Annotated in this window: 20 protein-coding genes; 12 read left to right on the top strand and 8 right to left on the bottom strand. The window is 52.4% G+C overall.

Annotated elements, in window-relative coordinates; translation table 11 throughout:
- Positions 1-12: 12 nt before the first annotated feature.
- The 4 genes from tilS (at position 13) to RIC05_RS19270 (ending at position 5,945) form a co-directional block, all read left to right on the top strand.
- Positions 13-1,467, top strand: coding sequence for a tRNA lysidine(34) synthetase TilS (tilS, locus tag RIC05_RS19285; protein WP_350047051.1), 1,455 nt, complete (start codon positions 13-15; stop codon positions 1,465-1,467).
- An 85-nt stretch (positions 1,468-1,552) separates the two neighbouring features.
- Entirely contained in the window at positions 1,553-3,493 is a 1,941-nt protein-coding gene (gene ftsH, locus RIC05_RS19280; RefSeq protein ID WP_350047050.1) for an ATP-dependent zinc metalloprotease FtsH, read from the top strand.
- Between the two features lie 13 nt (positions 3,494-3,506).
- A complete protein-coding gene (gene folP, locus RIC05_RS19275; protein ID WP_350043808.1) occupies positions 3,507-4,622 on the top strand; it encodes a dihydropteroate synthase in 1,116 nt (371 codons plus the stop codon).
- Positions 4,623-5,156: 534 nt separating this feature from the next.
- Positions 5,157-5,945, top strand: a complete 789-nt coding sequence (locus tag RIC05_RS19270; RefSeq protein ID WP_350047049.1) for a response regulator transcription factor — start codon at positions 5,157-5,159, stop codon at positions 5,943-5,945.
- Positions 5,946-6,022: 77 nt separating this feature from the next.
- Here the strand turns inward: RIC05_RS19270 and RIC05_RS19265 are convergent, their stop codons facing one another.
- Complete coding sequence (locus RIC05_RS19265) at positions 6,023-8,017, bottom strand: sensor histidine kinase (protein WP_350047048.1); 1,995 nt, start codon at positions 8,015-8,017, stop codon at positions 6,023-6,025.
- A gap of 2 nt (positions 8,018-8,019) precedes the next feature.
- Entirely contained in the window at positions 8,020-10,059 is a 2,040-nt protein-coding gene (locus tag RIC05_RS19260) for a sensor histidine kinase (RefSeq protein ID WP_350047047.1), read from the bottom strand.
- A 247-nt stretch (positions 10,060-10,306) separates the two neighbouring features.
- Here RIC05_RS19260 and glmM point away from each other — a divergent pair, with 247 nt between their 5' ends.
- From glmM to RIC05_RS19240, 4 genes are all read left to right on the top strand, one after another.
- Positions 10,307-11,656: a phosphoglucosamine mutase gene (gene glmM, locus RIC05_RS19255; protein ID WP_350047046.1), complete on the top strand. Its 1,350-nt coding sequence runs from the start codon at positions 10,307-10,309 to the stop codon at positions 11,654-11,656.
- 65 nt (positions 11,657-11,721) lie between these two features.
- Positions 11,722-12,519 carry a bifunctional hydroxymethylpyrimidine kinase/phosphomethylpyrimidine kinase gene (thiD, locus tag RIC05_RS19250; RefSeq protein ID WP_350047045.1) on the top strand — a complete coding sequence of 266 codons (798 nt, stop codon included), beginning with the start codon at positions 11,722-11,724 and terminating at the stop codon, positions 12,517-12,519.
- A gap of 50 nt (positions 12,520-12,569) precedes the next feature.
- Positions 12,570-13,112: a DinB family protein gene (locus RIC05_RS19245; protein ID WP_350047044.1), complete on the top strand. Its 543-nt coding sequence runs from the start codon at positions 12,570-12,572 to the stop codon at positions 13,110-13,112.
- A gap of 9 nt (positions 13,113-13,121) precedes the next feature.
- A complete protein-coding gene (locus RIC05_RS19240; protein ID WP_350047043.1) occupies positions 13,122-13,481 on the top strand; it encodes a hypothetical protein in 360 nt (119 codons plus the stop codon).
- Positions 13,482-13,490: 9 nt separating this feature from the next.
- Here RIC05_RS19240 and RIC05_RS19235 read toward each other — a convergent pair whose 3' ends face one another.
- Positions 13,491-14,366 carry an AEC family transporter gene (locus RIC05_RS19235; RefSeq protein ID WP_350043800.1) on the bottom strand — a complete coding sequence of 292 codons (876 nt, stop codon included), beginning with the start codon at positions 14,364-14,366 and terminating at the stop codon, positions 13,491-13,493.
- 190 nt (positions 14,367-14,556) lie between these two features.
- Between RIC05_RS19235 and RIC05_RS19230 the strand changes: the two genes are divergently transcribed.
- Complete coding sequence (locus tag RIC05_RS19230; protein WP_350047042.1) at positions 14,557-15,198, top strand: D-glycero-alpha-D-manno-heptose-1,7-bisphosphate 7-phosphatase; 642 nt, start codon at positions 14,557-14,559, stop codon at positions 15,196-15,198.
- 14 nt (positions 15,199-15,212) lie between these two features.
- On the opposite strand, the gene RIC05_RS19225 is transcribed toward RIC05_RS19230, so the two are convergent.
- Complete coding sequence (locus RIC05_RS19225) at positions 15,213-17,282, bottom strand: O-linked N-acetylglucosamine transferase, SPINDLY family protein (protein WP_350043798.1); 2,070 nt, start codon at positions 17,280-17,282, stop codon at positions 15,213-15,215.
- Positions 17,283-17,788: 506 nt separating this feature from the next.
- Between RIC05_RS19225 and ilvD the strand changes: the two genes are divergently transcribed.
- The gene (gene ilvD, locus RIC05_RS19220; RefSeq protein WP_350047041.1) at positions 17,789-19,642 is read left to right on the top strand and encodes a dihydroxy-acid dehydratase; all 1,854 of its coding nucleotides are present in this window, start codon (positions 17,789-17,791) and stop codon (positions 19,640-19,642) included.
- Positions 19,643-19,720: 78 nt separating this feature from the next.
- On the opposite strand, the gene ald is transcribed toward ilvD, so the two are convergent.
- Positions 19,721-20,836 (bottom strand): alanine dehydrogenase, encoded by a 1,116-nt coding sequence (gene ald, locus RIC05_RS19215; RefSeq protein WP_350047040.1) that lies wholly within the window; start codon positions 20,834-20,836, stop codon positions 19,721-19,723.
- A gap of 203 nt (positions 20,837-21,039) precedes the next feature.
- Here ald and RIC05_RS19210 point away from each other — a divergent pair, with 203 nt between their 5' ends.
- Both RIC05_RS19210 and RIC05_RS19205 read left to right on the top strand, forming a co-directional pair.
- On the top strand, positions 21,040-21,498 hold the full coding sequence (locus tag RIC05_RS19210) for an Lrp/AsnC family transcriptional regulator (RefSeq protein ID WP_350043795.1): 459 nt from the start codon (positions 21,040-21,042) through the stop codon (positions 21,496-21,498).
- 352 nt (positions 21,499-21,850) lie between these two features.
- Positions 21,851-22,567 (top strand): TetR/AcrR family transcriptional regulator, encoded by a 717-nt coding sequence (locus RIC05_RS19205; RefSeq protein WP_350043794.1) that lies wholly within the window; start codon positions 21,851-21,853, stop codon positions 22,565-22,567.
- Between the two features lie 89 nt (positions 22,568-22,656).
- Here the strand turns inward: RIC05_RS19205 and RIC05_RS19200 are convergent, their stop codons facing one another.
- From RIC05_RS19200 to RIC05_RS19190, 3 genes are read right to left on the bottom strand one after another with little or no spacing between them, the layout of a single operon-like run.
- Complete coding sequence (locus tag RIC05_RS19200) at positions 22,657-23,496, bottom strand: ABC transporter permease subunit (protein ID WP_350043793.1); 840 nt, start codon at positions 23,494-23,496, stop codon at positions 22,657-22,659.
- Positions 23,493-24,437, bottom strand: a complete 945-nt coding sequence (locus tag RIC05_RS19195) for an ABC transporter permease subunit (protein WP_350043792.1) — start codon at positions 24,435-24,437, stop codon at positions 23,493-23,495. The genes RIC05_RS19200 and RIC05_RS19195 overlap by 4 nt, the downstream gene beginning before the upstream one ends.
- Positions 24,434-25,600: an ABC transporter ATP-binding protein gene (locus RIC05_RS19190; RefSeq protein WP_350047215.1), complete on the bottom strand. Its 1,167-nt coding sequence runs from the start codon at positions 25,598-25,600 to the stop codon at positions 24,434-24,436. The genes RIC05_RS19195 and RIC05_RS19190 overlap by 4 nt, the downstream gene beginning before the upstream one ends.
- Positions 25,601-26,087: the final 487 nt, after the last annotated feature.

Below are 26,087 nucleotides of genomic sequence, written 5' to 3'. Positions count from 1 at the left end.
AACAGGCCTGTCATGACCGACCGCGTCCGATCACAACAATCCCATTCTGCGGCGTCCAGTGGAACTCCATTGGACGCCGTTGTCTTTGAACGGCTTATGACGCCGTTCTTGCCGTTTGAAAAGAACCCGAAACTTGCCGTCGGGGTTTCTGGTGGGGCTGATAGCATGGCACTCACCCTGCTTGCCCATGACTGGTGCCGCAAACGGGGCGGGGCATTGTTGGCGGTGACGGTTGATCATGGTTTGCGAGATGATTCGGCAGCCGAGGCACAAAAGGTCGGCGATCAGCTTGCCAAACGCGGCATCGATCATGTGATTGCACCGTGGGTTGGCGATAAACCAACCGGTGCCATTCAGGAACAGGCAAGGATTGCCCGTTATCACATCCTTGATAACGTCTTACGCGATCACGGCATCTTCCATCTATTGATCGCCCATCACGCCGATGATCAGGCCGAAACCATTGCCATGCGTGATGCGCACGGGACAAAGGCCTTGGGGCTTTCAGGGATGACTGCGCGCAGGTTTCTTCGGCACGGGCGCATGTTGCGGCCTTTGTTGCCGGTTAGCAAAGCTGATCTAATGGCAACGTTGGCGACCTTTGATCAGGAATGGATCGAAGACCCGTCAAATACCAATGAGAAGTTCGAGCGTGTGCGCGTGCGCAACGATTTGTCACGTGCCGCAGGTGAGGGACGGCGAGATCAAAGTACATCCGATCACCGCATCGCGCTTGAAACCAGCATCGGTGACATCTTGGCGTCATCCGTGACCCTCCATGGCAGTGGCATTGCCATGATCGACCAAGATGCCTTTTTCACATGCGCCAATAATAATGGTGCGGATATCTATGCACTGGGGCAGGTGGTGCGCACGGTTGGCGGGGCGGCATATATGCCGGGGTTTGACGCCCTGCGTGACGCACTTGCGCAATTTAGCCGGGACAAGGTCGCCCGGATCAGCCTTGGTGGCTGTATGTTACATGGGCGTAAGGGGCAGATTTACATTTACCGGGAGTTAGGCCGGATGTATCGGGTTGCGGTTCCTGTTTCATTTGAAAACCTGGGGTTTCAGGACGGTTTTCGCTGGGATAACCGGTTTGATTTAATGCCGGATGATCCTGAAAATTTGCCTGAGGCAGGGCTTATGATCGGGCCGATTGACCTTTGTGATGTGTTTCACACAAAGGCATTTCGCAGTGCATTACGCGAAATAGTGCCATTTATTGGTAATTTACCACGCGCAGCCCTTGCATCCATGCCCGCACTCTACGATAAAGAAGGCTTGCGATCCGTTGGCGGGCTTGAGGTTTCAGAGCTTTCCGACGTATTATCCGCCGCCGACTGCGAACGGCCTCTGGGCAGAGGCGAATTTGCATTTGGCGGGCGATGGCGGTTTGCACCCCGAGTACCTTTGTGGGAAAGTGGTTTTAAATCGTCGCCGAAACCCGACAACCTACTTGCGTAAGCGGGGCTTGTGACTATCTGATGGTCAAGCCTTGCGCGGGAAGTTTTGCGTCACGGCACACATATATTGCGACCAGTAGCTTGGAATGAATATGGGAAAAAATCTTGCACTGTGGGTTATCATTGCCATCCTTTTGGTGGCCTTGTTTAACCTGTTTCAGTCGCCCTCCGGACAGTCCGGCCAGTCGTCGCTGGCGTTTTCGGACTTCCTAGCAGAAGTCGAAAGCGGCCAGATTTCAGAAGTCACTATTCAAGGTGACACGCTAATTGCAAAAACGCGCGACAATCGCACGGTTAATGTATACACCCCCGCTTATCCGAACCTTGTTGAAAAACTGAACGACAAGGGTGTTCGGATCATCGCAAAACCGGAAGAAAGCCTGTCGCCGCTGATGAGTGCGCTGATCAGCTGGTTGCCGATGCTGCTGATCATCGGGGTGTGGATTTTCTTCATGCGTCAGATGCAGGGCGGCGGTGGCAAAGCCATGGGCTTTGGCAAATCCAAAGCCAAAATGCTGACGGAAAAATCCGGTCGCGTAACGTTTGAAGACGTTGCAGGCATTGAAGAAGCCAAGGCTGAACTTGAAGAAGTCGTCGACTTCCTGCGCGATCCGCAGAAGTTCCAGCGTCTTGGCGGTAAAATCCCCAAAGGCATGTTGCTTGTCGGTCCTCCGGGTACCGGTAAAACGCTTTTGGCCCGTGCGATTGCGGGTGAAGCCAACGTACCGTTCTTTACGATTTCGGGTTCTGACTTTGTTGAAATGTTCGTTGGTGTCGGTGCATCGCGTGTACGTGACATGTTCGAACAGGGCAAAAAGAATGCGCCATGCATCATCTTTATCGATGAGATCGACGCAGTTGGCCGTCATCGTGGTGCCGGTCTTGGCGGTGGGAACGATGAACGCGAACAAACGCTTAACCAGCTTTTGGTCGAGATGGATGGTTTCGAAGCCAACGAAGGCGTGATCCTTGTTGCCGCAACCAACCGTCCGGACGTTCTGGATCCTGCATTGCTGCGTCCGGGTCGTTTTGACCGTCAGGTTGTGGTTCCGAACCCTGATCTTGAAGGCCGCGAACGCATTCTTGGTGTTCATGCCCGCAAGGTTCCATTGGGGCCGGATGTTGATCTGCGTACGGTTGCACGTGGTACACCGGGTTTCTCGGGTGCTGATCTTGCCAACCTTGTCAACGAAGCAGCCCTTCTTGCTGCCCGTCTTGGCAAGCGCGTTGTCACCATGGCTGATTTCGAAAATGCCAAGGACAAAGTCATGATGGGGGCAGAACGTCGCTCCATGATCATGACCGATGACGAGAAAAAGCTGACGGCATATCACGAAGGCGGTCACGCATTGGTTGCCCTTCATACCCCGGCATCTGATCCGATCCATAAGGCCACCATCATTCCGCGCGGTCGTGCGTTGGGGATGGTGATGCGTCTTCCGGAACGTGATCAGGTTTCCAAATCCTATGAACAGCTGATTTCTGATCTGGCTGTTGCCATGGGGGGGCGCGTTGCCGAAGAGCTTATCTTTGGCAAGGACAAGGTCACGACGGGGGCATCTTCCGACATCAACATGGTGACGCAATATGCGCGCAAGATGGTGACGGAGTGGGGATTCTCGGATGTTCTTGGGAACGTGAAATATGTCGATAACCAGGAAGAGGTTTTCCTGGGGCATAGCGTTGCCCAGCATAAGAATGTTTCGGAAAAAACCGCCCAGATGATTGATGAGGAAGTACGTCGTTACTCTGACGAGGCCTATGAATTCGCCAAGCGGGTTCTGACCGAATATCTTGATGACCTGCATATTTTGGCCAAAGGACTTCTGGAATACGAAACCCTGTCGGGCAAGGAAATCGATGCGCTGTTGCGTGGCGAGTCAATTGACCGTCCGGGTCATTCAAGCGGCAGCGGCAAGGATGCTGGTGGACGTCGTTCGACGGTCCCGAGCTCCGGCGGTGCACGTAAGGAAAACCCGGATGAAGGTGGCGGGGATCTGTCCCCGGAACCGCAGCCGGGAAGCTAACTGAAAGAGACTGATGGACGAGATCAAAAGATCGGTCCTGCGAAGCCCCGCCGATGTGCGGGGCTTTGCTGATTTTGACGGACCGTTATATTACGCACCTACCGGGTTCATCGATCATGCCGATGATCCCAATACATTGCCGCTTGCCGGATCACGGCGCGGGTTTTCTGCACTTGAAATCATCCGGCGCCGCGAAGAAGGCGGTGCCGAAAGCATGATCTTGCCGCTGCTGGCCCTTGAAGGCTGGGTTCAAAACAGCGGGCGGGTTGATGAAATCAACAATGTGCTTGATCGTTTGATGACCAAACGCCCGGATTTTGCCGGGTTGGATATGGCGTCCTGCCATGTGATGGGGGTCGTCAATGTCACCCCGGACAGCTTTTCTGACGGTGGGGATTACAACACCACCGATCAGGCAGTTGCCCGTGGTCGCGAATTGATCGAACAGGGTGCCTCCATCCTTGATATCGGGGGCGAATCCACCCGTCCGGGGGCCGCGGATGTGTCCGAGGCCGAAGAAATTGCCCGCGTGGTGCCGGTCATTCGTGAACTTGCCACCGACGGTCATGTCATTTCGATCGATACGCGCCATGCCGGTGTCATGGAAGCTGCGATTGAGGCTGGTGCAAGCATCATTAATGACGTTACCGGGCTTGAAGGCGATGAACGGTCCATGGAAGTGGCCGCCACGTCAGGCAAGCCTGTGATGCTGATGCATATGCAGGGCGAACCGGGCACCATGCAGGCCGACCCGCAATATGATTGCGCGGTGCTTGATATTTATGACTATCTGCTCGACCGAATTGAAAGCTGTGAACGTGCGGGGATTGCGCGGGACCGGATTTGTATTGATCCGGGCATCGGGTTTGGTAAATCGCTGTCGCATAATCTGGAACTGCTGTCGCGCTTGGCCATCTTCCACGGATTGGGTTGCCCGATCTTGCTTGGAACATCGCGCAAATCGTTTATCGGCAAGATCGATCCAAAGGCCGATCCCAAGCAAAGACTGGGTGGATCGATTGCATCTGCGGTCAATGGATGGCGTCATGGGGCGCAAATGATCCGGGTACATGATGTTCAGGAAACCGTTCAGGCGATTTCAATCATGAGTTCTACATCCATCGTATAGTACAATATTGGCGATACATACGATCTGTATAGCTTGTCATTTTTGCTGCAAGGCTTAGAAACAGGGCGGGGTGGTTCGTTGAAATGTGCAATTTCAACGCATTTATCCGCCCTGCTTTTTTTTAAGCATATTGCATTTAATCTACCTCATTTTGCCGGAGGCAGCCTTCTGTCCGGCAAGGAAAGAACCGCAGGGCGTAGCGGGGCTACGCTCAAGGTTCTTGACGCTGTGGGGCGGAAGGCTGTCCCGGCCCGAAGGGTTTGATTTTGGCGGCGTTTGACGACGTTACACCGTTTGCCCGATGCGCTGCATCGCCCTGCACGCTGTGCCTTGCCAAACGACACGCCAAAAACAAACAAAATGCGGCAGATTAAATGCAAAATGCTTTAGTCCGGATTCTGGCATTTTCTGACCTTGTGCGGTTGAGGCTTGCAGTCTTGTGAACATCGGCACATACAAAGTATTGAAAGAATACAAGTGGCGCAAAAGTCACACTCTTTGGTTGGGTAACAGAGCAAACGCGAAGGTCTTTGTATGAACGGAATTGGCGGCCTGACGCAGCCGGATTTTGGCGGCGTGGCAACGGGCCGGGATGTTATGGCACATTGTGTTTTTGTCGTTGAAGACAACACCGATCTGAACAAGGATCTGTGTGAGTATCTTGAAATGTGCGGGTTCGAGGTTGTCGGTTGTGAAACCGGTGCCGCGTTTTACCGTGCGCTCAAGACACAACAACCCGCTGCCGTCATCCTTGATATTATGCTGCCCGATGCAGATGGTTATGAGCTTGCACAATATGTTCGCAAGAACATTGATTGCGGGATCATGATGCTGACATCGCTGTCGGGGATGGATCATCATCTTACCGGGTATAAATCCGGTGCGGATGTCTACCTGACCAAGGATAGTCCGCTTTCGGTTATCGAAGCCGCCCTGCAGCCGCTTTTGCGGCGCTCGCACCGCACCGAAGGTCCTGAGCCGCAGGAACAGGAAATCCCCGCAGACAGTTGGGTTCTTGATATGCTCAACTGGACTTTGCGCAATCCGGCTGGCGATGAAGCATCGCTTACTGCGACCGAACGCACCATCATCAGACTTCTGATCGAGGCCAATGGTGCCTGGCTAACCCGGCCGGAAATTGTTGTGGCGTTGGGCAAGGCAGACACGGCTGAGAACTGCCGCAATCTTGATACGGCCATTCGACGTGTACGTCAGAAGGTCATGAAAGAAGTTGGCGGAGAATTGCCGGTCCGCACCGCGTATGGTCGGGGGTATGCCTTCACCTCACCAGCCGTCGTTTTTGGCGCTGCTGAAGTTTCCTGACATCTTCCGCCCAAGATCAGTGCCGTGATCACTTCTCCCTTTAAGAGATGATGGGATCGGAGAACGGGCAAGTGGCTTTAGGCTTTGCTTCCTTCGATTTCTTCACAGGGCATTAACAGGCAAAGCTCGATGCCGTCATTGCCCCGGTCTCGCAGTTTGATCGTGCCGCCATGGGCGTCAATGATCCGCTGTGAAATGTGCAGCCCCAACGCGCTGCGAAGTTCCTTGGTTTCCATTTCACGTCTGAATATTGCATCGCCGATCAATCTGATTTCATCATCATCAAGACCTTCTCCTTTACACGGGATGGCAATTTCAACCAGCAAACTGGAATTGCGATAGAGTTCGATCTGAATGGGCTGTCCGTGGGCAAAACGCCGGGCCGTTTCAATCAGGTTGGTGAGCGCCAAGCCGATAAGCGTCTCGTCAATAAACACCTCAAGGTTTTGGGTGTTATGTTCATTGACAAGAATTTCGGCATCTTCGCGTGACGTATTGGCGATGAATTCCTGCATGAAACGACTAAGCGACGTTAATTCACGGGCAAGAGAAAAATCATGCTGCTCAATGCCATCCTTACTGAGGAAAATATCAACAAGCCGGGCAAGCTTTCTCGCCTGCAACTGGATACGTTGCAGGCGGTTCAATACATCCCCTTTACGTCCCTGAAGCCGCAGCATCAGCATTTCAGATGACCGCTGAATAACCGCAAGCGGGGTGCGGAATTCATGCGACAGCATGGAAATCAGGTTGCGCTGTTCTTCAACCAGTGTGGTGGTTTCTTCAGCCTTCAGCGATATGGAAATCCGTTCGCGATCCATATGGGCCAGCCGGACAGCCATCAGAATGCCCATGGCGATCATATGGAACAAGGCTGAGAACTGATGAAGTTCAAGCCGCATTGGCGTTGCTTCGATCAAACCGGCAAGGGCAAGCTGAAGCATAACAGCAGGGCCAGTCGGAAGGGCGAGAATGAACAAATAGGACCAGGTTAGCCAATTGCGCACATCATCAAACAGTTTCCTGACCAGATACAGGCTCATGATGATCATAAATATCGAATGGCTTGGGATGATGTAGTTGCCAACTATCGTGTAAAGGTCACCGGCACCTCCGACCAGAAAAGACAATATAAACAGCGCATACGCACAGCAAATTTTGTAAATTAGGGGATGGCGTTTTCGGATGTCGACGATGTAAAGCCACAGAAATGCAGTGACGGCGTGCGATATGATATTGATCTCGCCCAACAGGAAATCATTCAACCAGGTGATCTCGGGTTTGACTTCACTCAGCACAATCCCGGCAACAATCGCCACAACTGATCCAACGGTAAACACCCACACACCGTAAAGGATTACCGCCGAATCTTTGGCGACAATGCCCAGCGTCAGATAGGCAAGGCCAAGGGTAACCACCAGTCCAAAGAACACATTGACCGCCAGACTGCGCACCGTCAGGGCCGTGATCAAATCTGTCTGTGGCCAAAGTTTGACGCGCATGAAACTGGCACTGTTGCTTTGTACCCGGATAAACATCCGGTAGTCTCCGGCATCAAGTAAGGGCAAGGCCGTGACATGGGCAGGCCCCCCATAGGGGCGCAGGCTTGCCGGGGTGTTATCCCCCATACTTGATCGCCAGAACGGCTCGTTATGGCCTTTGCCGATCAGGGCGACATCAATGAAGTTCAGATAACTCGGTTGCAGTTCAAGATAAGATCGCTCTGTCATCTTTTCCTGCACGGAAAAGTCGAGCCGATACCAGATAACATCGCGTGTATAGCCAAAGGATGGAATTGCCATATCCTTGGCAAAAGCATCATCGGGCAGGGCAACGACATCGCTCAGGACTTGTTTGCGGGTTTTATCGACGTGCCATGACAATAGCCCGGTCAGGGTAACCGGACTGTCAAGCGTACCGGCCAACTGAAGGTGTGGCGTTTCCTGTGCCGGGGGGCTTGTGGGCTGTGCAGAACCACTTGCGGCTGACAGGGCCAATACCATCAGCGCCATTAGTGCCATCATCGCAAGACGGACAAATCTTATCGGTTCGGATCGGAAATAATGTGCCATGATCAACGTCCCTTGCCGTTTGGTGACGGGCGGGCTGTGTCCATAACACCAAACAACGTCTCGTTGGTTCTGGTGGCTGTGGCATCATAGTTGTAAGGAAGTTTCAGCAAAATCGTTGTGCCGCCCTTTTCACCGACACTGATCGACATCGTGCCGTCATGGGCCTCGATGATGCGATTGGTAATATGCAGCCCCAACCCGACACCTTGGGTGGTTGCGGCATGTCGTCCGCGGAAAAAGGCATTCAGTACTTTGTTCAGATCGTCGGGTGGAATGCCCGGTCCTTCGTCAACAACACGAATATAAACATAACCGTTCGCAGACCGGTTACACGCAATCCATACGGCGGCACCCGGCGCATATTTTCGGGCATTTTCAATCAGGTTGACCACGGCGCGTTCCAGAAGCATGCGGTCAATATCGACAATCGCAAATTCCGAATTGATCAATGTGACATTGTGTTCCTGTACTTCGCGACGACGTCTGGCGATCAGATCGCTTAGAAACTGGTCAATCGCGATCAGCTCACGCGAGGTGGTGAAGGTCGCGCTATCAAGTGTTTCTTTGGTCAGGAACGCATCAACAAGGGCGGATAACTGCCCGGCATTGGTTCGGATCGTGGAAAGACGGCTGTGGATTGCTTCTTTTTCGTCACGCAGATGAAGGCTTAGAATTTCGGCTGACCGCTGAATGATGGCAAGCGGTGTTCGGAACTCATGCGACAACATGGTGATGAATGTTCGTTGTTCACCGGCCAGTTGATCGGCCCGTGCGCTGGTGTGGAATGCATCGGCCCGCTTGTTGGCAAGTTTATAGATGCGCAAGCCCATCGCAACCGCGATCATGATCAGATGTATGGTCGAACTGGCCTGATAGGCATTGGCGGTAAAACTGTTGATCGGTAAACCGCCCAACAAGGTGAGCAAATGAACGATCCCGGCCACTGTCGGGATGCCCAACGCAAACATATAGAACAAATAGACAACAGGACTGTAAAGCCGATAGCCGGTCAAAATCATATAGCCCAGAAGGGTTGTCAGCAGAAAAATGTCAGGAATGAAGAACAGTTGTGCATAGATGATGTAGTAATCCGACATCGCGGTAACCTGGCCAGCAATGGCAAGGAACGCAAAGCTCATCATAATGCGAAACAGGATCGGATTTTGACGGTCCAGATGGATGATATATGACCACATGGCGACCGCTGATCCGAGTGACAAAGCCGTCCCGGACCCGGTTACCAAATCACTGGCAAAGGGCCACATCCCTTTGAACAACAGATGCGCATAGCCGCTGGTGCCAAGATTAAGCAGGAACAGCCCCAAAATGTAGACCGCATACCAGATAATGGCGCGGTCCCGCGATAGCAGACCAAATGTCAGATACAGCCCGAAAATGACGATCAAAACACCCAGATAACTGCCGTTGCGATAGCTGTCACTGCCGGTACCGGCAAAGACTGTTGCCTCGGTTTGCAGGTGGGCCTCAAACACATGCGCACTGTTGGTCTGAACCCGGATCGTCAACCAGTAATGACCGGGCGCAAGGTGGGGCCATTTCGCGATGTGCTTAAGGCTTGCCGGGCGGTCTGGCGGGCTTGGAATCCTGTCGCCAACCTGATCTGACCAGACTGTCTCGCCTGTTTCCGATGACAGAATGGTCAGTCGTATATCGTTCAGATAGGCCGCCTTTATTTCAATAAACGCTGATTGACCAACGTCATTGATGGTGCTTTCAACCGTGAAGGGGGCACGATACCAGACAGGTCGTTTTGTGTATCCGGCAGTCGGGGTATTAAAAACCGTGATGAATTCAGTTTCAGGGACATTTACCAGATCCATCGGCATCGTTACCTGACGATCTGTTGTCAGACGCGACAGAAACCGGCTCAGATCAATGTCGCTTTGCGGACCATTGCTGCCGACAACAAAATGCGGACCATCAAGATGGGCACTGGCATTGGACGGGAACATGGCAAGCAGACCGGTGGCGATCACTGCCAGCACCGCAATCAGTGCCATATTTGGGCGGCTGTCGCGCAAAGTTCCCCCGGTTTCAAAGCTTTAATTCATGATTGTTTCTGATAGCGTCTTTTCGCCAACAGGTCATTGCTTTTATAGGGGCATATCCTTACAGGCAGGCATGTGACCGTGTTAACGGATTACTCGCCAACTTGCCGTTAAAATGTCTTACTTGCCGGTAGCATTGCGACGTCACTTTGATATAACCGGCAATCAGAATTCATGAAGCAGACAAACATGTCTGTGAAGCACAACAGAGATAAAAAGCATGAGCCGCAAATATTTTGGGACCGATGGCATTCGCGGAACGGCCAACTCAGCGCCGATGACCGCCGAAGTCGCACTTAAGGTCGGTATGGCCGCAGGACATTATTTCACCCGCGGCAATCATCGTCACAAGGTCGTCATTGGCAAAGACACCCGACTTTCCGGTTACATGCTTGAACCGGCACTGGTGGCTGGTTTTACCTCTATGGGAATGGATGTGATGCTGGTTGGTCCGATGCCAACCCCGGCCGTTGCCATGCTGACCAAATCAATGCGCGCTGATATCGGTGTCATGATCTCGGCCTCACATAATCCGTTTCAGGATAACGGGATCAAGCTTTTTGGCCCGGACGGTTTTAAACTGTCTGACGAGGTCGAACTTGAAATTGAAAGCCTGATGGAAAGCGATCTTTCCCACAAACTGGTGCCGGCCAATGCCCTTGGCCGCGCGCAACGTATTGATGACGCGCCGGGTCGCTATATCGAAGCTGTGAAATCATCGCTTCCGGGTTCTGTAACCCTTGAAGGCTTGCGCATCGTCCTTGATTGCGCCCATGGGGCTGGCTATTCGGTCGCCCCCAAAGTTCTGCGGGAACTAGGCGCGGATGTGATCGCAATCGGCACCAGCCCGAACGGCATGAACATCAATGATCAGTGCGGATCAACCTATACCAAAACCATGTGTGATCGTGTTCTGGCCGAAAAGGCCGATGTCGGGATTGCCTTGGACGGGGATGCGGACCGCGTTCAGATGTGTGATGAAAAAGGCCAGCTGATCGATGGCGATCAATTGATGGGCCTTGTCACCACCCATTGGAAACGCACAGGCCAATTGCGCGGCAATGCACTGGTTGCGACCGTGATGTCCAACCTTGGGCTTGAACGCTATCTTGAAAAAAACGATATCCGCCTGATCCGGACCAAGGTTGGCGATCGCTATGTTGTTGAACAGATGCGCGCCCTTGATTGCAATGTCGGCGGTGAACAATCAGGCCATATCGTTTTGTCTGACTTCGCATCAACCGGTGATGGCCTTTTGGCGGCTTTGCAGGTTCTTGCCGTTCTGTCCAGCCGCGAAGGCCGGGTTTCAGAAATGAGCCGCGTGTTTGAACCGCTGCCGCAGATTTTGAAAAATGTCCGTTATGCGGCGGGCTCTGATCCCTTGTCGCAAAACAGCGTGATTGACGCCATTTCAAGTGCTGAGAAGGCCTTTAATGGTGATGGCCGTGTTTTGATCCGTAAATCGGGAACCGAACCATTGATCCGTGTCATGGCCGAAGGCGATGATGCGATCAAGGTTGAACAGATTGTCGATAGCATCGTCGCTGAAATCGTCGCTGTTGCGGGCTGACCGGCTGATCAGTGAACTGGTCGGCGGAAAATAACGAAATTGTACGAGTATGAAGGAAGTCGATCATGAAGGGGCGTGTCTTGATTATTGCCGGGTCCGATTGTTCGGGCGGGGCGGGTATTCAGGCCGATATTAAATCGGTTACGGCCCTTGGCGGATATGCTGCAACTGCGATCACGGCCTTGACGGTGCAAAATACCACCGGAGTCTTTGACGTTTTGGGCATTTCCCCGGAAATGATCGTCCATCAGGCGACGGTAACAATTGATGATATTGGTGCAGACGCGATTAAAACCGGCATGCTGCACAGCGTGCCGGTGATTAACGCGGTGGCGGAATTCATCAAGACAAAAGCAGCAGGTATTCCAATTGTTGTCGATCCTGTGATGGTATCGCAAAGCGGTTCACGGTTGCTGCAGGAAGACGCAGTTCAGGCTCTGATCGACAACATGATCCCGCTTGCAACGGTCCTGACACCAAATATTCCCGAGGCCGAAGTACTATCAGGTATGAAAATCACCGACGAAGGTGATATGATTGCTGCAGCGCACAAAATTGGCGAGCTCGGTGCAAAAGCTGTCCTGATAAAAGGTGGTCACGCCGAGGGTGCCAAAATCGTCGATATCTTGTGGCGTCGGGATGGCGATGTTGAGGGCTTTGAAGGATCTCGCATTCCGTCTGAAAATAATCATGGTACGGGCTGCTCGCTTGCAAGCTCGATTGCAACCGGGCTGGCACAGGGCATGGAGTTAAGTGATTCTGTTGCACGGGCGCGGGCATATGTCCGCGAAGCCATCCGAACCGCACCAAATTACGGCAAAGGAAACGGTCCGCTAAATCATGCGCATCCTGTAACCGGTTGAAAACCTTCGACGGAATGTGACAGGGCGCTAAACGTTGGGACAATTGCGGCATGCCGGGAACTTCGTTCTTCCATCAGGCCCGTAACAATGCCTGGTCAAATCACCGTCTGTTTGATGTTTGTCAGAAACTGACCAAACACGAGCTCAGCACCAAACGGACAGCGTTTTCTCCGACACTCCTTGAATCCTTGAACCACGCCTTGACCGTTGATTGGTATTATCTTGATGCGTTGGTCAATGGCAGACGAGGACAAGACTGCTTTGCCAATGAAATGCCCTATATCGACATCGCCAAACTGGCAGCAGCCCAGCGCGATGCCGATTTTAAATTGATGGCATTTTGTGACCAGCTTAATGACAAGGATGCCGTTCGCGAAGTTGAACTCAAACGGGCGGATGGCACGGTTGGCTATGAGGCCGTTGCAGACATCCTGTCGCATCTTTTTGTCTATCAAACCCACCATCGCGGGCAGGTTCATGTCATGCTGGGCAACACAGCCCAGTCACCGCCGCCACTTGAAGAATATCATCTTGAATTTGATGCACCTTTTCGCAATTTTGATTTTTCAGGACTTGGCGGAAAAGGGATCTAAAGGAATAAAATGAACAAACGAATGTGGCGCCGTGCCATTCTTGCGACCGGGATTGCGGTTCTGGCAGCGGTCAGTTATGGCAACCCGGAACGCTATATTGCCGATCTGATTTGGACAGATGATGCGGCTCCTTGGGAAAAGGTCACTGCGGTCTATACCCCAGATGCAACCAAACCCAATGATCTTGAAATTTCAGAAGCAGAATTTTCAGATATTTCTGCCTGTCGGGCATATGTGCATGAACGCGCAACCGAAAACGGTGACCCCGATCTTGAAAAGGGGAGCTTTGAATGCGCAATCGGCTTTTACCCGACAAAGGGGCCCGATAATGCCCCGGATGGCGGGGCATATCGTCTGATTTTGAAATAAGTCTGATGCCTAAAGCACATACCAAAGAAGTGCGGGCAGGGCGATGGCGGCAAGGAAGCTTGAACTGATCACGACACCTGCCACTTCTTCGGGTTCGCGATTGTAAAGCTGTGCGAACAAATAGCAGAACACCGCAACCGGCATCGAACACTGCAAAATCACCACACCGCGTTCAACCCCGGTCAGGCCAAGAACCTCGGACAGGCCAAGACCAACGCCAAAGCCCATGGCAAGACGCAGAACGCTTAACGCCGTGCTGCGTGCAAGGCTTACCGGGCGCAGTTTCGCCAAGGACACGCCAAGGGTGAACAGCATCAATGGAATGGTCAACTGACCAATCAGGTTGGTGGTGTTGTAAAGCCAGGCCGGAACTGCCGTATCGGTTGCCAAAAAGGCAATGGCGATCAGGGTTGCTGGAATGATCGGCATTTTCGCCAACGATTTAAGCGAAAAACTGCCAGAGACAAAGGCAACACCGACGGTCAACTGTATGACAACATATGCCGCAAAGAACGCAACCGAAAGAGCCAACCCTTCCTGCCCATAGGCCAGCATGCAAAGTGGCAAGCCGACATTGCCGACATTTGGCCAGGTCAGCGATTGCAAATACGTGCGGGGCGACAGGTTAAACACCTTTAATATCGGCCAGCCGATCAGGGCAAAGATGATATTCGCTGCAATCGCTGCTGTGCCCATCAATATCAGGGTGTCACCGCCAAGCTTAACCGTGGCAAGCGCTGCAAAGGTCAGGCATGGGGTCGCAAAATACGTGACAATCGAGGTGACAAGATTGGTATCGAAATGTTTGCCGGCACGCGACCAGAAATAGCCCAGTCCCGTTGTGACGAAAACCGGTGCCAGAATTGCAAAAATATCGGCAAACATTGATTACGTATTCCTCAATCAGGTGCTTTTAACCCGAAAATGTCACGGCGGGCACTTCTCCTGCAAGCGAATAATGGTAATACCAATTTGTTTTCCGCAGTGCGGAATGGCAATGTGTATGTCAGATCATCTTGTCATCTTGGGCAGGCATCGGCATTGTTGCACAAATTGAATTGAACAAAGGTCAGTGATGAGCGGACACGCAAAAGAAACCGTCAGACGTCATTTGATTGATCCGGCCCCGCGTTTTCGGGACCGCCGCAATCTGCTGCCGGCGGTTTTTCTCGACCGCGACGGTGTGATCAATCAAGAAGTCCACTATCTGTCGCGTGTAGAAGAACTGAAACTGATCGACGGGGCTGCATCCGCCATTCGACGTCTGAATGACGCGGACATTCCCGTCATTATCGTGACCAACCAGTCCGGTGTCGCGCGCGGGTATCTAAACGAAGATCAGTTGCTTGAAATTCATCAGGCCTTGGTTGCCATGCTGGCGCAGGAAAAGGCATCTGTGCAGGGCATTTATTATTCGCCCTTCCATATGAAGGGCGAGGGCGAATATCGCCGCGAAAGCGACTGTCGTAAGCCCGGATCAGGAATGCTTGTTGCTGCCGCGTCCGAATTTGCAATTTCATTGACTGAAAGTGTTTTGGTCGGGGACCGGATCAATGACGTCCGTGCAGCACATGGCGTTCAAGCCCGTGCCATCATGGTTAGAACCGGCCACGGGGCCAAGGAAACCCAATTGCCTGAGGCATCCGAGGCGGATTTCATTGCCGATGATTTGGCATCGGCCGTTGACCATATCCTAGGCACCTTGATCACACGCTAGAAACGTTTCGGCGCCTATTTCCGAAGGCACCAGTTCTGCCACATCTCACGACAGGATTCCTCGAATTCGCGTGCGACGGCGGGCGCATGGAATGCTTTGGCGTTGCGTATGCGGTCGCGCATGTTTTCGCGAATACTGGCCAATGCTTTAAGATCCGTGCTCAGCATGATGCATTTATCGACATAGCCCTTTTCGGTATGGGCACATAATGCCTCAAGTCCAATATCGGCCAAAATTGCTAGGCCCAATCGTGATCCGGGTAAATCACTGGCAAGCGACACAAATGGCACACCCGACCACAGCATTTCAAAATGGTTTTCAAGACAAATGGCCGGAAACGGTGCCAGCCCGATATCGATCTGGGCGAAAAGGGCGGGGCGGTCTTCAGCCGCAACGGTTCCTGCAAGATCAAGTCGGTCGCGATTGATCCCGGCCTGTCGGGTGCGATCAAGGAACGTTTTCGCCGCATACGAATCCTCAAGAACATCATCTTGAATGACAATGCGACTGTTCGTGATCTTGTTAAGAATCCGGGCAAAACACATAAGCGTTTCATCACTGATATTGGCCAGCTTATCAATGCAGCCAAACCGAATGATATCATCGTTAAAGGCGGCCGGAAGTGGACTGACCGGAAATGTATCGTCAAGTTCACCGGGCAGATAAGGACCAAGTTCAAGTTTCTGCGGATGCTCGGAAAGGCCTTTGTTATTGGCAAGCTTCCCGCTGAAAACTTCCTTATGACCGATCAGATAATCGATCTGTGTCATGCCGGTCGTCGTGGGCGAAAGGCTTGCCTGAACCGGGGCCGCGTGAAGGGCGAACACTTCAATCGGTTGGGTCGGATGGGCGCCACAAAGATCAATCAGGATATCGATCTTGTCCTTGCGGATGCGATCAGCGATCTGCATCGGGTCCTGCCCGAAAACTTCCCGCCAGCCATCGGCCATAACCTGCCAGGATCTTGTCACGTCATCCGGGCGCGGTGTTGCGGAATACAGGAACAGTTCAACTTCATGCCGGTTCAGATTGCGGGCAAGCGACCCCAGAAGTTTAAAGGACGGATGTTCACAGAAAAACGGCGATATCCAGCCGATCCGCAATCGCTTGTCCGATTGCCGCGTATTGGCAAATACCGGCTTTGCGGCGATCGGCATGTGATGCTTTGCCCAGTTCTTGGCTTCTTTGGCAAATTCCGTCCCGTCGCCCGATGCCAGTTTCGCCTTGCTGCGCAACAACAGGGCATCGGCCATCGCATTGTCCGGGTTTGCTTTCAGAACTGCTTCAAGGATCTCGATGGTGCCAAAAACGTCCCCGCATTTAAGCGTGATATCGGCCAGAACAAGATCAATGTCATCGGTGTCTTTGGCAAGTTGTCGGGCGGTCTTAAGCAACGCAATCGCCTTGGCATACTGACCTTGATGGGCAAGAGATTGGCCAAGTCCGCGCAGGCCCGGAACAAATTTGGCATCAATGCTGAGCGCACGTTGATAAAGTCCCTGTGCCGGCCCGGGATAGCCAAGACGCAGATGTGCCGTTGCAACCCGGCAAATCATGTCCGGGGTAATGCCTGCGGCCTCGGCGGCATGATCAAGAGACATCAGGGCGGCTTTTTCCTGCCCCAAGGCATGAAGCGCATTGCCAAACAGCAACAGGCCCTCAAAATGATCCGGTTTCAGTCCAAGAAGCCGACCCAGAAGATCAACTGCTTGCCCCAAATGCCCGCGCGGTATTTCAAGTCGGGCAAGGTGATAAAGCGCGGTCGGAAAATCCCCATGGTAACTAATCGCTTGTTTAAACTGATCAATTGCCTTTTCAATCTGGCCCGAACTTTCAAGGGCAATGGCATAATTACACCGCGCTGCCGGATTGGCTCCGACACTTGAAAGGCAGCTTTCAAACAGATCAATGGCTTCGCCATTGCGGCCCTGACCGGTTAAAAGCGTTGCCAGAAGATGTTCGGCCTCGGCATTGGCCGGGGAAATATCAAGGATTTGACGATAGATCTTTTCGGCTTCCTCCGGGCGATTGCCCTCATGCGCACTCAACCCGCGTCGCAACAGTGTCTTGAGTTGGTCGGACATGTGGGTGCGTGTCTCCGCCTAGGATGTGCTGTTCAGATAACCGTTTGAAGACATTAAAGGGTTCTGGCTGCGCTTTAAAGCATACAGTTGTGCAAGGCGCATTTTGGGTCGGGTATTCAAGCGAAAAAAAACCCCGAACCTTTCCGGGTCCGGGGCGAGAATGGGAGTGGGAGAATCGCCTGGCGGCGATAATCACCTACTAAGATATGGCCAGTTTGGTCGAAGATCGCCTATCCAAGGGGATAGTGTTTTGTGGTATTTGGGATAGGTTTTCAAAAGGCTGCCAGACAGCCTGTGAACTGGGTCACAAATTCCCGGTCATGCGTAAAAGACGCTAATATTAGGTCGTCTGATCCAGGCACAAGTTTGCCGTCGCGTAGCAATCATACCATATGATGGAATAACGCGAAATTTTCGGGCAAAAAACTGTCAAAACGCGCGAAGACTGTGCTAGAACCGCAGATATATAAAGAAACTCACCCCGCGAAGTAAGAGAGGTTCCTTCCATGCCGGAATATCGGTCCCGTACAACAACCCATGGCCGCAATATGGCTGGTGCGCGCGGCCTTTGGCGCGCCACTGGTATGACAGATGAAGACTTCGACAAGCCGATCATTGCGGTCGTAAACAGCTTCACCCAGTTTGTGCCCGGTCACGTGCATCTCAAAGACCTTGGTCAGTTGGTTGCCCGTGAAATCGAGGCCGCAGGTGGTGTCGCAAAAGAATTCAATACCATTGCGGTCGATGATGGCATCGCGATGGGCCATGACGGCATGCTCTATAGCTTGCCATCCCGTGAAATCATTGCTGATTCCGTTGAATATATGGTCAATGCCCATTGCGCCGATGCGATGGTGTGCATTTCCAACTGTGACAAAATCACCCCCGGTATGCTGATGGCTGCAATGCGCCTCAATGTCCCAGCCGTGTTTGTGTCCGGTGGCCCGATGGAAGCTGGCAAAATCACCATCGAAGGCAAAGAACATCACCTTGATCTGGTTGATGCCATGGTTCAGGCAGCTGATCCTAACATCTCTGATGAACAGGTCAAAGCAGTCGAACGCTCTGCATGTCCGACCTGTGGGTCATGCTCTGGCATGTTTACGGCCAACTCGATGAACTGTCTGGCTGAGGCACTTGGTCTGGCACTTCCGGGCAATGGCTCGGTCCTGGCGACCCACGGTGCACGTAAGGAGCTTTTCCTTGAAGCTGCCCGTACTTCGGTCAAGCTGGCACGTCGTTATTACGAAGAAGAAGACATTGGCGCGACCCCGCGTGGTATCGCAACGTTCGAGGCGTTTGAAAACGCCATGGCGCTTGATATTGCCATGGGCGGCTCGACCAACACGGTTCTGCATTTGCTCGCCATCGCCAAGGAAGCCGAAGTCGATTTCACCATGGCCGACATGGATCGCCTGTCGCGCAAGGTCCCGTATCTTTCCAAAGTCGCACCAAACCATCCGATGTTCCACATGGAAGACGTCCATCGTGCCGGTGGCATCATGCGTATCCTTGGCGAACTGGAACGCGGCGGCTTGCTGCACACGGATGTTTCGACCGTGCATGCCAAAACCATGGCCGATGCCCTTGAAAAATGGGATATCAAACGCACAACCAACGAAGCCGTGCATAAATTCTTCCGTGCCATGCCCGGTGGTGTGCCGACCCAAACCGCGTTCAGTCAGGAACGCTATTGGGATGACCTTGATCTTGACGAAAAAGAAGGCTGCATTCGTGACATCGAAAATGCCTATAGCAAGGATGGCGGGCTCGCCGTTCTGTTCGGCAATTTGGCGGTAAATGGATGTGTGGTTAAGACCGGTGGTGTTGACAAAAGCATTCTGAAATTCACCGGCCCGGCTGTGGTCTGTGAAAGTCAGGACGAAGCCGTCGCCAAGGTTCTTGGTGGTGAAGTCAAGGAAGGCGACGTTGTCGTCATTCGCTATGAAGGTCCCAAAGGTGGTCCGGGCATGCAGGAAATGCTCTATCCGACCAGCTATCTGAAATCGATGGGGCTTGGTAAAGCCTGCGCATTGATCACGGATGGCCGTTTCTCAGGCGGGACGTCTGGTCTTTCCATCGGTCACGTGTCACCCGAAGCTGCGGCTGGTGGGGATATCGCACTGGTTGAGCCGGGCGATACCATCGAGATCGACATTCCCAACCGCACGATCAAAATCGCGGTGGATGATGCAGTGCTGAGCGCACGTCGCAAGGCGATGGAGGCCAAAGGACCCGAAGCATGGCGTCCGGCCAAGCCACGCAAACGCAAAGTCACAACCGCCCTTCGCGCCTATGCCGCCATGGCAACCAGTGCCGATCAGGGTGCTGTTCGTGATGTGACACAGGTCGAATTCTGATTTTATCTGATTTGATATCTCGCAAAAAGGGGCACCGGATGGTGCCCCTTTTTTTGATCTTGGCCTGACAAGGATGGGTTACGACAAAGCCTGTTCGATCGAAAGGCTGTCATAGCCCAAGGCGTCAGCAACGGCTTTATAAGTGATCTTGCCCTGATGCACGTTAAGGCCTGCGGCAAGATGCGCATCATCTTTGCAAGCCTGCTTCCAACCTTTGTTGGCCAAGGCCAAGGCAAAGGGCAGGGTGGCATTGTTGAGGGCAAAGGTTGATGTGCGGGCAACAGCACCGGGCATATTGGCCACACAATAATGCACAACATCATCAACGATATAGGTCGGATCTGCATGCGTGGTGGCTTTGGATGTTTCAAAGCACCCGCCCTGATCAATCGCAACGTCAACAATGACCGATCCGGGCTTCATTTTTGAAAGCTGATCTTTCTTGATCAGTTTTGGCGCCGCCGCACCGGGGATCAGAACCGCACCGACAACCATATCGGCCTCATAAACCAGTGCTTCGGTGTCATCAATCGTGGCGTATTGCGTTTTGATCCGCGGGCCAAACACATCATCAAGATAAGTCAGGCGTTTGACATTCTTGTCAAGAATGGTGACATCGGCCCCCATGCCCGCTGCAATGCGTGCGGCATTGGTGCCAACAACACCGCCGCCAATCACAATGACCTTGGCCGGGGCAACGCCCGGAACACCGCCCAGCAACATGCCGCGTCCGCCATTGGCTTTTTGCAGGGCCGCGGCCCCGACCTGTGGGGCCATGCGTCCGGCAACTTCGGACATCGGGGCCAAAAGCGGTAATCCGCCATTACGATCCGTAACAGTTTCATAGGCAATTGCCGTGACGCCGGATTTGATCAAGCCCGCCGTCTGATCCGGATCCGGAGCAAGGTGCAAATAGGTAAACAGCAACTGGCCTTCGCGCAGTTGTTCATATTCAACGCGTTGCGGTTCCTTGACCTTTATGACCATTTCAGCGGTGGCAAAAATGTCAGAAGCGGTTTGGGTGATTTCGGCACCTGCAGCGATGTAATCTTCATCTGTGCAGCCAATGCCGGCCCCGGCCATGGTTTCGATTTTAACTTTGTGGCCGTGGGTAACAAGTTCTCGGACTGAGCTTGGGGTCAGTCCGACACGATACTCGTTGTTTTTGATTTCCTTTGGAACACCTATCAGCATTTCGTTTTCTCCCGACGAAAATGGTGGCAATCGGGCTCTCTCTCGGTCTGTGCCGGGATGCCCGGGCATTTTATGCCAGTCTTTTTATTGTGTGTGCATGATACCCTAAAAATTGGGCAATTATCCTTCAATTCAAGAGGTGTTTAGTGCTATCATTGCTAGATAATTTAAAAGAAACACCGTGATCTCGGAGGAATATTCGAATGCAGATGGACGAACGTGATCGGATGATACTGCGTTTACTGCAGAAAGATGGCCGTATCAGCAATGCGGAACTGGCCGATAAGGTCAACCTGTCAGCATCAGCTTGCCTGCGTCGTGTCCGCTTGCTCGAAGAAGCGGGCTTTATTGACCATTATACCATGCTGCTAAATCCGGTACGGATTGGCAAGCCGGGCAATGCATTTGTCAATATTGCCATTAACCGTCAGACCCGTGAAGCTTTGGAGACTTTCGAGAAGGAAGTTCAAAAGGTTCCCGAAGTTGTCGAATGCTACCTTCTTGCCGGACAAAGCGACTATCTGGTGCATGTCGTCTATAGCGACACCGCCGATTACGAACGCATTCACAGCGAAGTCCTGACCCAGCTTCCCGGTGTCGAACGTGTGCAGACTGTCATTACATTGCGCGAAGTCAAGCGAACGACGGAACTTCCGGTTTAAGCAAAAAGAATAAGCTGCAAACGGTCGGTGCAACTCATCTAGGTTTAGCGCAGGGGCGCTTTTTATCTGCTTGTCAGGGCTGAAACCTGATGGGTTGCTAACCCCGCGAGAAAACCCGAATCCGACTCGACGAAAAAACTGTACTGATTCGCGATATATGTTCGGAATCACATTGTATGGTTGAAGCTATGTGACCGCAATTCATCTAATGAAGGTGCGTTCTGACAAGAGAAATACCTGTTTTTTCAGTGTTTCATAAATTTTGTCTATTTATTGGCCGACTGCGATTTGACTTTGAAGTGAATTAACATGCAATAATATGTTCAGGGGAAAATGTTGGGGGAAGTACTACATGGAACAAGAAAATCTTGTTCGTGCGAGAAGCCACGAGCAAAAACTAAAGCGCCGTGCCGATATTCTTGATGCAGCACGCGAACTTTATCTCGAAGGCGATGGCACATTGCCGTCTGCTGCGGAAGTGGCGCGAAAGGCCAATTTGGCCAAGGGCACGCTTTATCTTTATTTCTCAAGCAAGGAAGCTTTGTTTCTTGAAGTGCTGCGGCATTTCCAGAAAGGCTGGTTTGAGAACAATCTTGATGTGATCGATGAAGAGGCACTGCGTCGACCCGAAGAACGGGATTCAACCCGTGTCGCGCGCCAGTTCGTTCAGTATCTCGTAAAGAACGAAAAATTCCTGTATCTGGCGTCCTTGGCGCAGGGTGTGCTCGAATCTGGTTCTGACGATGAAATGGTCGTTGGCCAACGTCGTTTTCTGGCCTCGATGGTCAAACGAACCGCCGATGCCTTGGCCGAGCTTTATGAAATCACACCCGATGAAGCCAGCAAGCTTATGCGGTCATCCTATGCGCTGGTGATCGGTTTGTGGCAAATGTCGCAATTGCCCGACCGGGTCAAAAAGCTGATGGAACAAAACGCGCTGACCAATCTGATTGTTGATTTTGATGAAGCAGCAGAAGAAGCCGTCGTGTCCTATTGGCGTGTGCTTGCACCGGGCATGAAATGCCGTGAAATGATGCGCCGTGCGGCTGAGGGCAGTTGTGCCGACTGATTGGTTACCTTAAATGGCCTAAACGAAAAGCAGCGCCGGAAGATATTCCGGCGCTGCTTTTTTATGTTCAGATTATGCAATCGGCGGGGTCAGGGCTGAATTTCAGCACTCGCCGAAGACCGGCTGCGGTTGCGTTCAGAACGCAGGATCAGCAGGCTGGAAATCAGGATCATGACCGACACCGACACAATGATCAGTGTGGCAAGGGCGTTGATTTCCGGCGACACCCCAAGACGGACGGATGAAAATACCTTCATCGGAAGCGTGGTTGATCCCGGACCGGCGACAAAGCTTGCAATCACAAGATCATCAAGCGACAGGGTGAAGGACAAAAGCCATCCGGCCAAAAGGGCCGGCAGTATCATTGGAAGCGTAATGACAAAGAAAATCTTTGCCGGTTTCGCGCCCAAATCCATTGCGGCTTCTTCAACCGAAATATCCATGCCCGACAGCCTTGATTGAATGACAACGGCAACATAGGCCGCACAGAATGTCGTATGCGCAATCGTGATCGTTGCTACGCCACGCCCTGCAGGCCAACCGATCAATTGTTCAAGGGTCACGAACAACAGCAACAGCGAAAGCCCGGTAATGACTTCCGGCATCACCAACGGGGCGGCAATCATCCCTGAAAACAGGGTGCGTCCCTTAAACCGGCCAAAGCGCGACATAACAAGCCCGGCAGGTGTACCAAGTGCCAAGGCAAGGGTTGCCGACATCACGCCAATCCTCAGGCTGTTCCATGCCGCGTCAATCATGCCGTCATTGCTAAACAGCGAGACATACCATTTGGTCGAAAAGCCCGTCCAGACGGTGACAAGCTTGCCCTCGTTAAACGAGTAGATCATGACAAGCAGGATCGGCACATAAAGAAAGGCAAAGCCAAACACCAGTGCCGAAATCAGGAAGGTGGATCTTTTACCGCTCATGACTGTCCTTCCTCCTGCTTGGACTGGATATGCTGGAACCACATGATCGGAATAACCAGGAACATCAGCATGGCGATGGCAACCGCAGATGCAATCGGCCAGTCACGGTTGGCAAAGAACTCGTTCCAGAGTGTGCGCCCGATCATCAAGGTGTTCGGACCGCCCAGCAGTTCCGGAATGACAAATTCACCAACAGCCGGAATAAACACAAGAAGAGATCCCGCCAAAATGCCCGGAAGCGACAGGGGCAGGGTGACTTTCGCAAATGCCTGCCAAGGCTTGCAGCCAAGATCAAGGGCGGCCTCAATCAAACTGCCATCCATTTTCTCAAGCGTGGAATAAAGCGGCAGGATCATGAAGGGCAAATAGGTATAAACAATCCCGACATAAACCGCGAATTCGGTCTGGCGCATGATCAGCGGTTCGGAAATGATCCCGGTCCAAAGCAAAAATGCATTGATCAGACCTTCACGATCCAGAATGCCGATCCATGCATAAACGCGGATCAGGAAACTGGTCCAGAACGGCAGGATCACCATCATCAAAAGAATGCTGCGCAAAGACCCGTGGGCACGGGCGATGCCATACGCCATCGGATAGCCGATCAGAAGGGTGATGATGGTCGATATCGCGGCGATCCGGATGGAATTAAGATAGGCCGTGGCATAAAGGCTGTCAGACAGCAGAAACAGATAGTTCCCGAAATTCAGAGTGATCGTGATGCCTTCGTCGATCCATTCAAACAAAGAGGTGTATGGCGGCTGGGCATATTCGGCCATGGAAAAACTGATCTTGAGAACGATCAGGAATGGCACAAGGAAGAACAGGAAAAGCCAGAGATACGGGATGCCAATGACCAATACCCGGCCATGCTTGATCATCCATCGATCAAATCTTTGCTTTATGCTCAAAGCAGGAAGTTCTTGTTTGTCACTGCTCATTTGTTCAGAACCGAAGCAGCCCCGGCCTCCCACGACACCCAAACAGTGTCTTCCCACGTATAACGTGGTTCGATTTGGCGGGTGGAATTCGGTTCGGTCACCTTGATGCGTTTGCCGCTTTTAAGGCGCACGTGATAGGTCGAAATACCGCCCAGATAGCCGATCTCCTCGACCTTCCCCGATACGCAGTTATATTTGGTATCTTCGGGGGCTTCTTTGGTCAGAAGCAAACGTTCAGGGCGAAGGGCAGCCCAGAATGTCATGCCTTCATGCCCCTGAACGGCGTGATCGATATAAATCTCGCAACCGGCTTCATCCGATTTGATGACCGCGTATTTTTCATCGTCATCAATCAGAACGCCTTCGATCAGATTGACCTGACCAAGGAAGTTCGCGGTGTAGCGGCTGTTGGGATATTCATAAAGCTCAAACGGGGTACCGGTCTGGTTGATCACCCCTTCATTCATCACGGCAATGCGTGAAGCCATGGTCATGGCTTCTTCCTGATCATGGGTGACCATGACAAAGGTCGTGCCGATTTTTTCCTGAATATTGACCAGTTCGAACTGGGTCTGTTCGCGCAATTTCTTATCAAGCGCGCCCAGTGGTTCGTCAAGCAACAGCACTTTGGGGTTTTTCACAAGCGAGCGGGCCAATGCCACACGCTGGCGTTGCCCGCCTGAAAGCTGATGAGGTTTGCGTTTGGCAAACTTGGTCATCTGCACAAGGGCAAGCATGTCCGAAACAAGGGTCCGGATTTCCGATTTTGGCAAACCGTCCTGATGCAGGCCAAAGGCAACGTTTTGTTCCACATTCATATGCGGGAACAGGGCATAGGACTGGAACATCATATTGGTCGGGCGCTCATAGGCCGGAACACCGGCCATATCGACGCCATCGATGTAAATTTTGCCTGATGTTGGTTCTTCAAACCCGGCCAGCATGCGCAGCAAGGTTGTCTTCCCACAGCCCGAACCGCCCAAAAGCGCGAAAAGTTCGTGGCGATAAATATCAAGGGAGACATCATCAACGGCGTAGAAGTCACCGAACTTCTTGGTCACATTCTCAAAGCGGATATAGGGAACCGCGTCTGGATTGTTCCAAGGTTGCGTCTTGTGCACGTCTTCATGCGCACGATCCAAAACCGCCTCTGGCACCAGCATTCTCCCCTTGATCAATGTCACGATGAACCGATTTCATTGGGCGACAGTCCCTGATGACCTGCTGCGCACTCATTGAGTGTTGCGCCTGCGCCAAGATGTCGGTTCGTTCTGATAACAGGATGAAGCAATTCTTCAATCTGTAAAGAGGGGTGTGCGATATTTTGAACAACGATCGGTTTATGCCGCTATAAACGGCAGGAAATGGCCTTCGGGTGTTCAGAAAATGTGCATTATTCGATTATGGCTGCGATGTGTGACTTCGGGAATTAAGGGCAAAATTGATGGCGTGATCACGAGTCCGCGTTACCACGGTTGAGGCAGGGAGCCAATGTGATGCTGTGTGCCATCCTAAAATAAGTTGACGATTTTTCATGGAGCCAGCGGAATATATCTGCTGGCTTTTTGATGCACTTGATCTGGCGTTTGCATAGCCAGAGCGAGGTGCGGTCTCATTGTATTATAATTCTGCACAGCTTCCTTGACCAGT

The sequence above is a fragment of the Thalassospira sp. genome (genome assembly GCF_040218635.1).
Taxonomy (GTDB): Bacteria; Pseudomonadota; Alphaproteobacteria; order Rhodospirillales; family Thalassospiraceae; genus Thalassospira.
The sequence above is the reverse complement of the archived record's forward strand: the minus strand, read 5'-3'. Positions and strand labels throughout refer to the sequence as shown.

Excerpts from the sequence above, each read along its gene's own strand:
- tilS (WP_350047051.1), top strand. The coding sequence starts at position 13 with ATGACCGACCGCGTCCGATCACAACAATCCCATTCTGCGGCGTCCAGT.
- ftsH (WP_350047050.1), top strand. The coding sequence starts at position 1,553 with ATGAATATGGGAAAAAATCTTGCACTGTGGGTTATCATTGCCATCCTT.
- folP (WP_350043808.1), top strand. The coding sequence starts at position 3,507 with ATGGACGAGATCAAAAGATCGGTCCTGCGAAGCCCCGCCGATGTGCGG.
- RIC05_RS19270 (WP_350047049.1), top strand. The coding sequence starts at position 5,157 with ATGAACGGAATTGGCGGCCTGACGCAGCCGGATTTTGGCGGCGTGGCA.
- RIC05_RS19265 (WP_350047048.1), bottom strand. The coding sequence starts at position 8,017 with ATGGCACATTATTTCCGATCCGAACCGATAAGATTTGTCCGTCTTGCG.
- glmM (WP_350047046.1), top strand. The coding sequence starts at position 10,307 with ATGAGCCGCAAATATTTTGGGACCGATGGCATTCGCGGAACGGCCAAC.
- thiD (WP_350047045.1), top strand. The coding sequence starts at position 11,722 with ATGAAGGGGCGTGTCTTGATTATTGCCGGGTCCGATTGTTCGGGCGGG.
- RIC05_RS19245 (WP_350047044.1), top strand. The coding sequence starts at position 12,570 with ATGCCGGGAACTTCGTTCTTCCATCAGGCCCGTAACAATGCCTGGTCA.
- RIC05_RS19240 (WP_350047043.1), top strand. The coding sequence starts at position 13,122 with ATGAACAAACGAATGTGGCGCCGTGCCATTCTTGCGACCGGGATTGCG.
- RIC05_RS19235 (WP_350043800.1), bottom strand. The coding sequence starts at position 14,366 with ATGTTTGCCGATATTTTTGCAATTCTGGCACCGGTTTTCGTCACAACG.
- RIC05_RS19230 (WP_350047042.1), top strand. The coding sequence starts at position 14,557 with ATGAGCGGACACGCAAAAGAAACCGTCAGACGTCATTTGATTGATCCG.
- RIC05_RS19225 (WP_350043798.1), bottom strand. The coding sequence starts at position 17,282 with ATGTCCGACCAACTCAAGACACTGTTGCGACGCGGGTTGAGTGCGCAT.
- ilvD (WP_350047041.1), top strand. The coding sequence starts at position 17,789 with ATGCCGGAATATCGGTCCCGTACAACAACCCATGGCCGCAATATGGCT.
- ald (WP_350047040.1), bottom strand. The coding sequence starts at position 20,836 with ATGCTGATAGGTGTTCCAAAGGAAATCAAAAACAACGAGTATCGTGTC.
- RIC05_RS19210 (WP_350043795.1), top strand. The coding sequence starts at position 21,040 with ATGCAGATGGACGAACGTGATCGGATGATACTGCGTTTACTGCAGAAA.
- RIC05_RS19205 (WP_350043794.1), top strand. The coding sequence starts at position 21,851 with ATGGAACAAGAAAATCTTGTTCGTGCGAGAAGCCACGAGCAAAAACTA.
- RIC05_RS19200 (WP_350043793.1), bottom strand. The coding sequence starts at position 23,496 with ATGAGCGGTAAAAGATCCACCTTCCTGATTTCGGCACTGGTGTTTGGC.
- RIC05_RS19195 (WP_350043792.1), bottom strand. The coding sequence starts at position 24,437 with ATGAGCAGTGACAAACAAGAACTTCCTGCTTTGAGCATAAAGCAAAGA.
- RIC05_RS19190 (WP_350047215.1), bottom strand. The coding sequence starts at position 25,600 with ATGCTGGTGCCAGAGGCGGTTTTGGATCGTGCGCATGAAGACGTGCAC.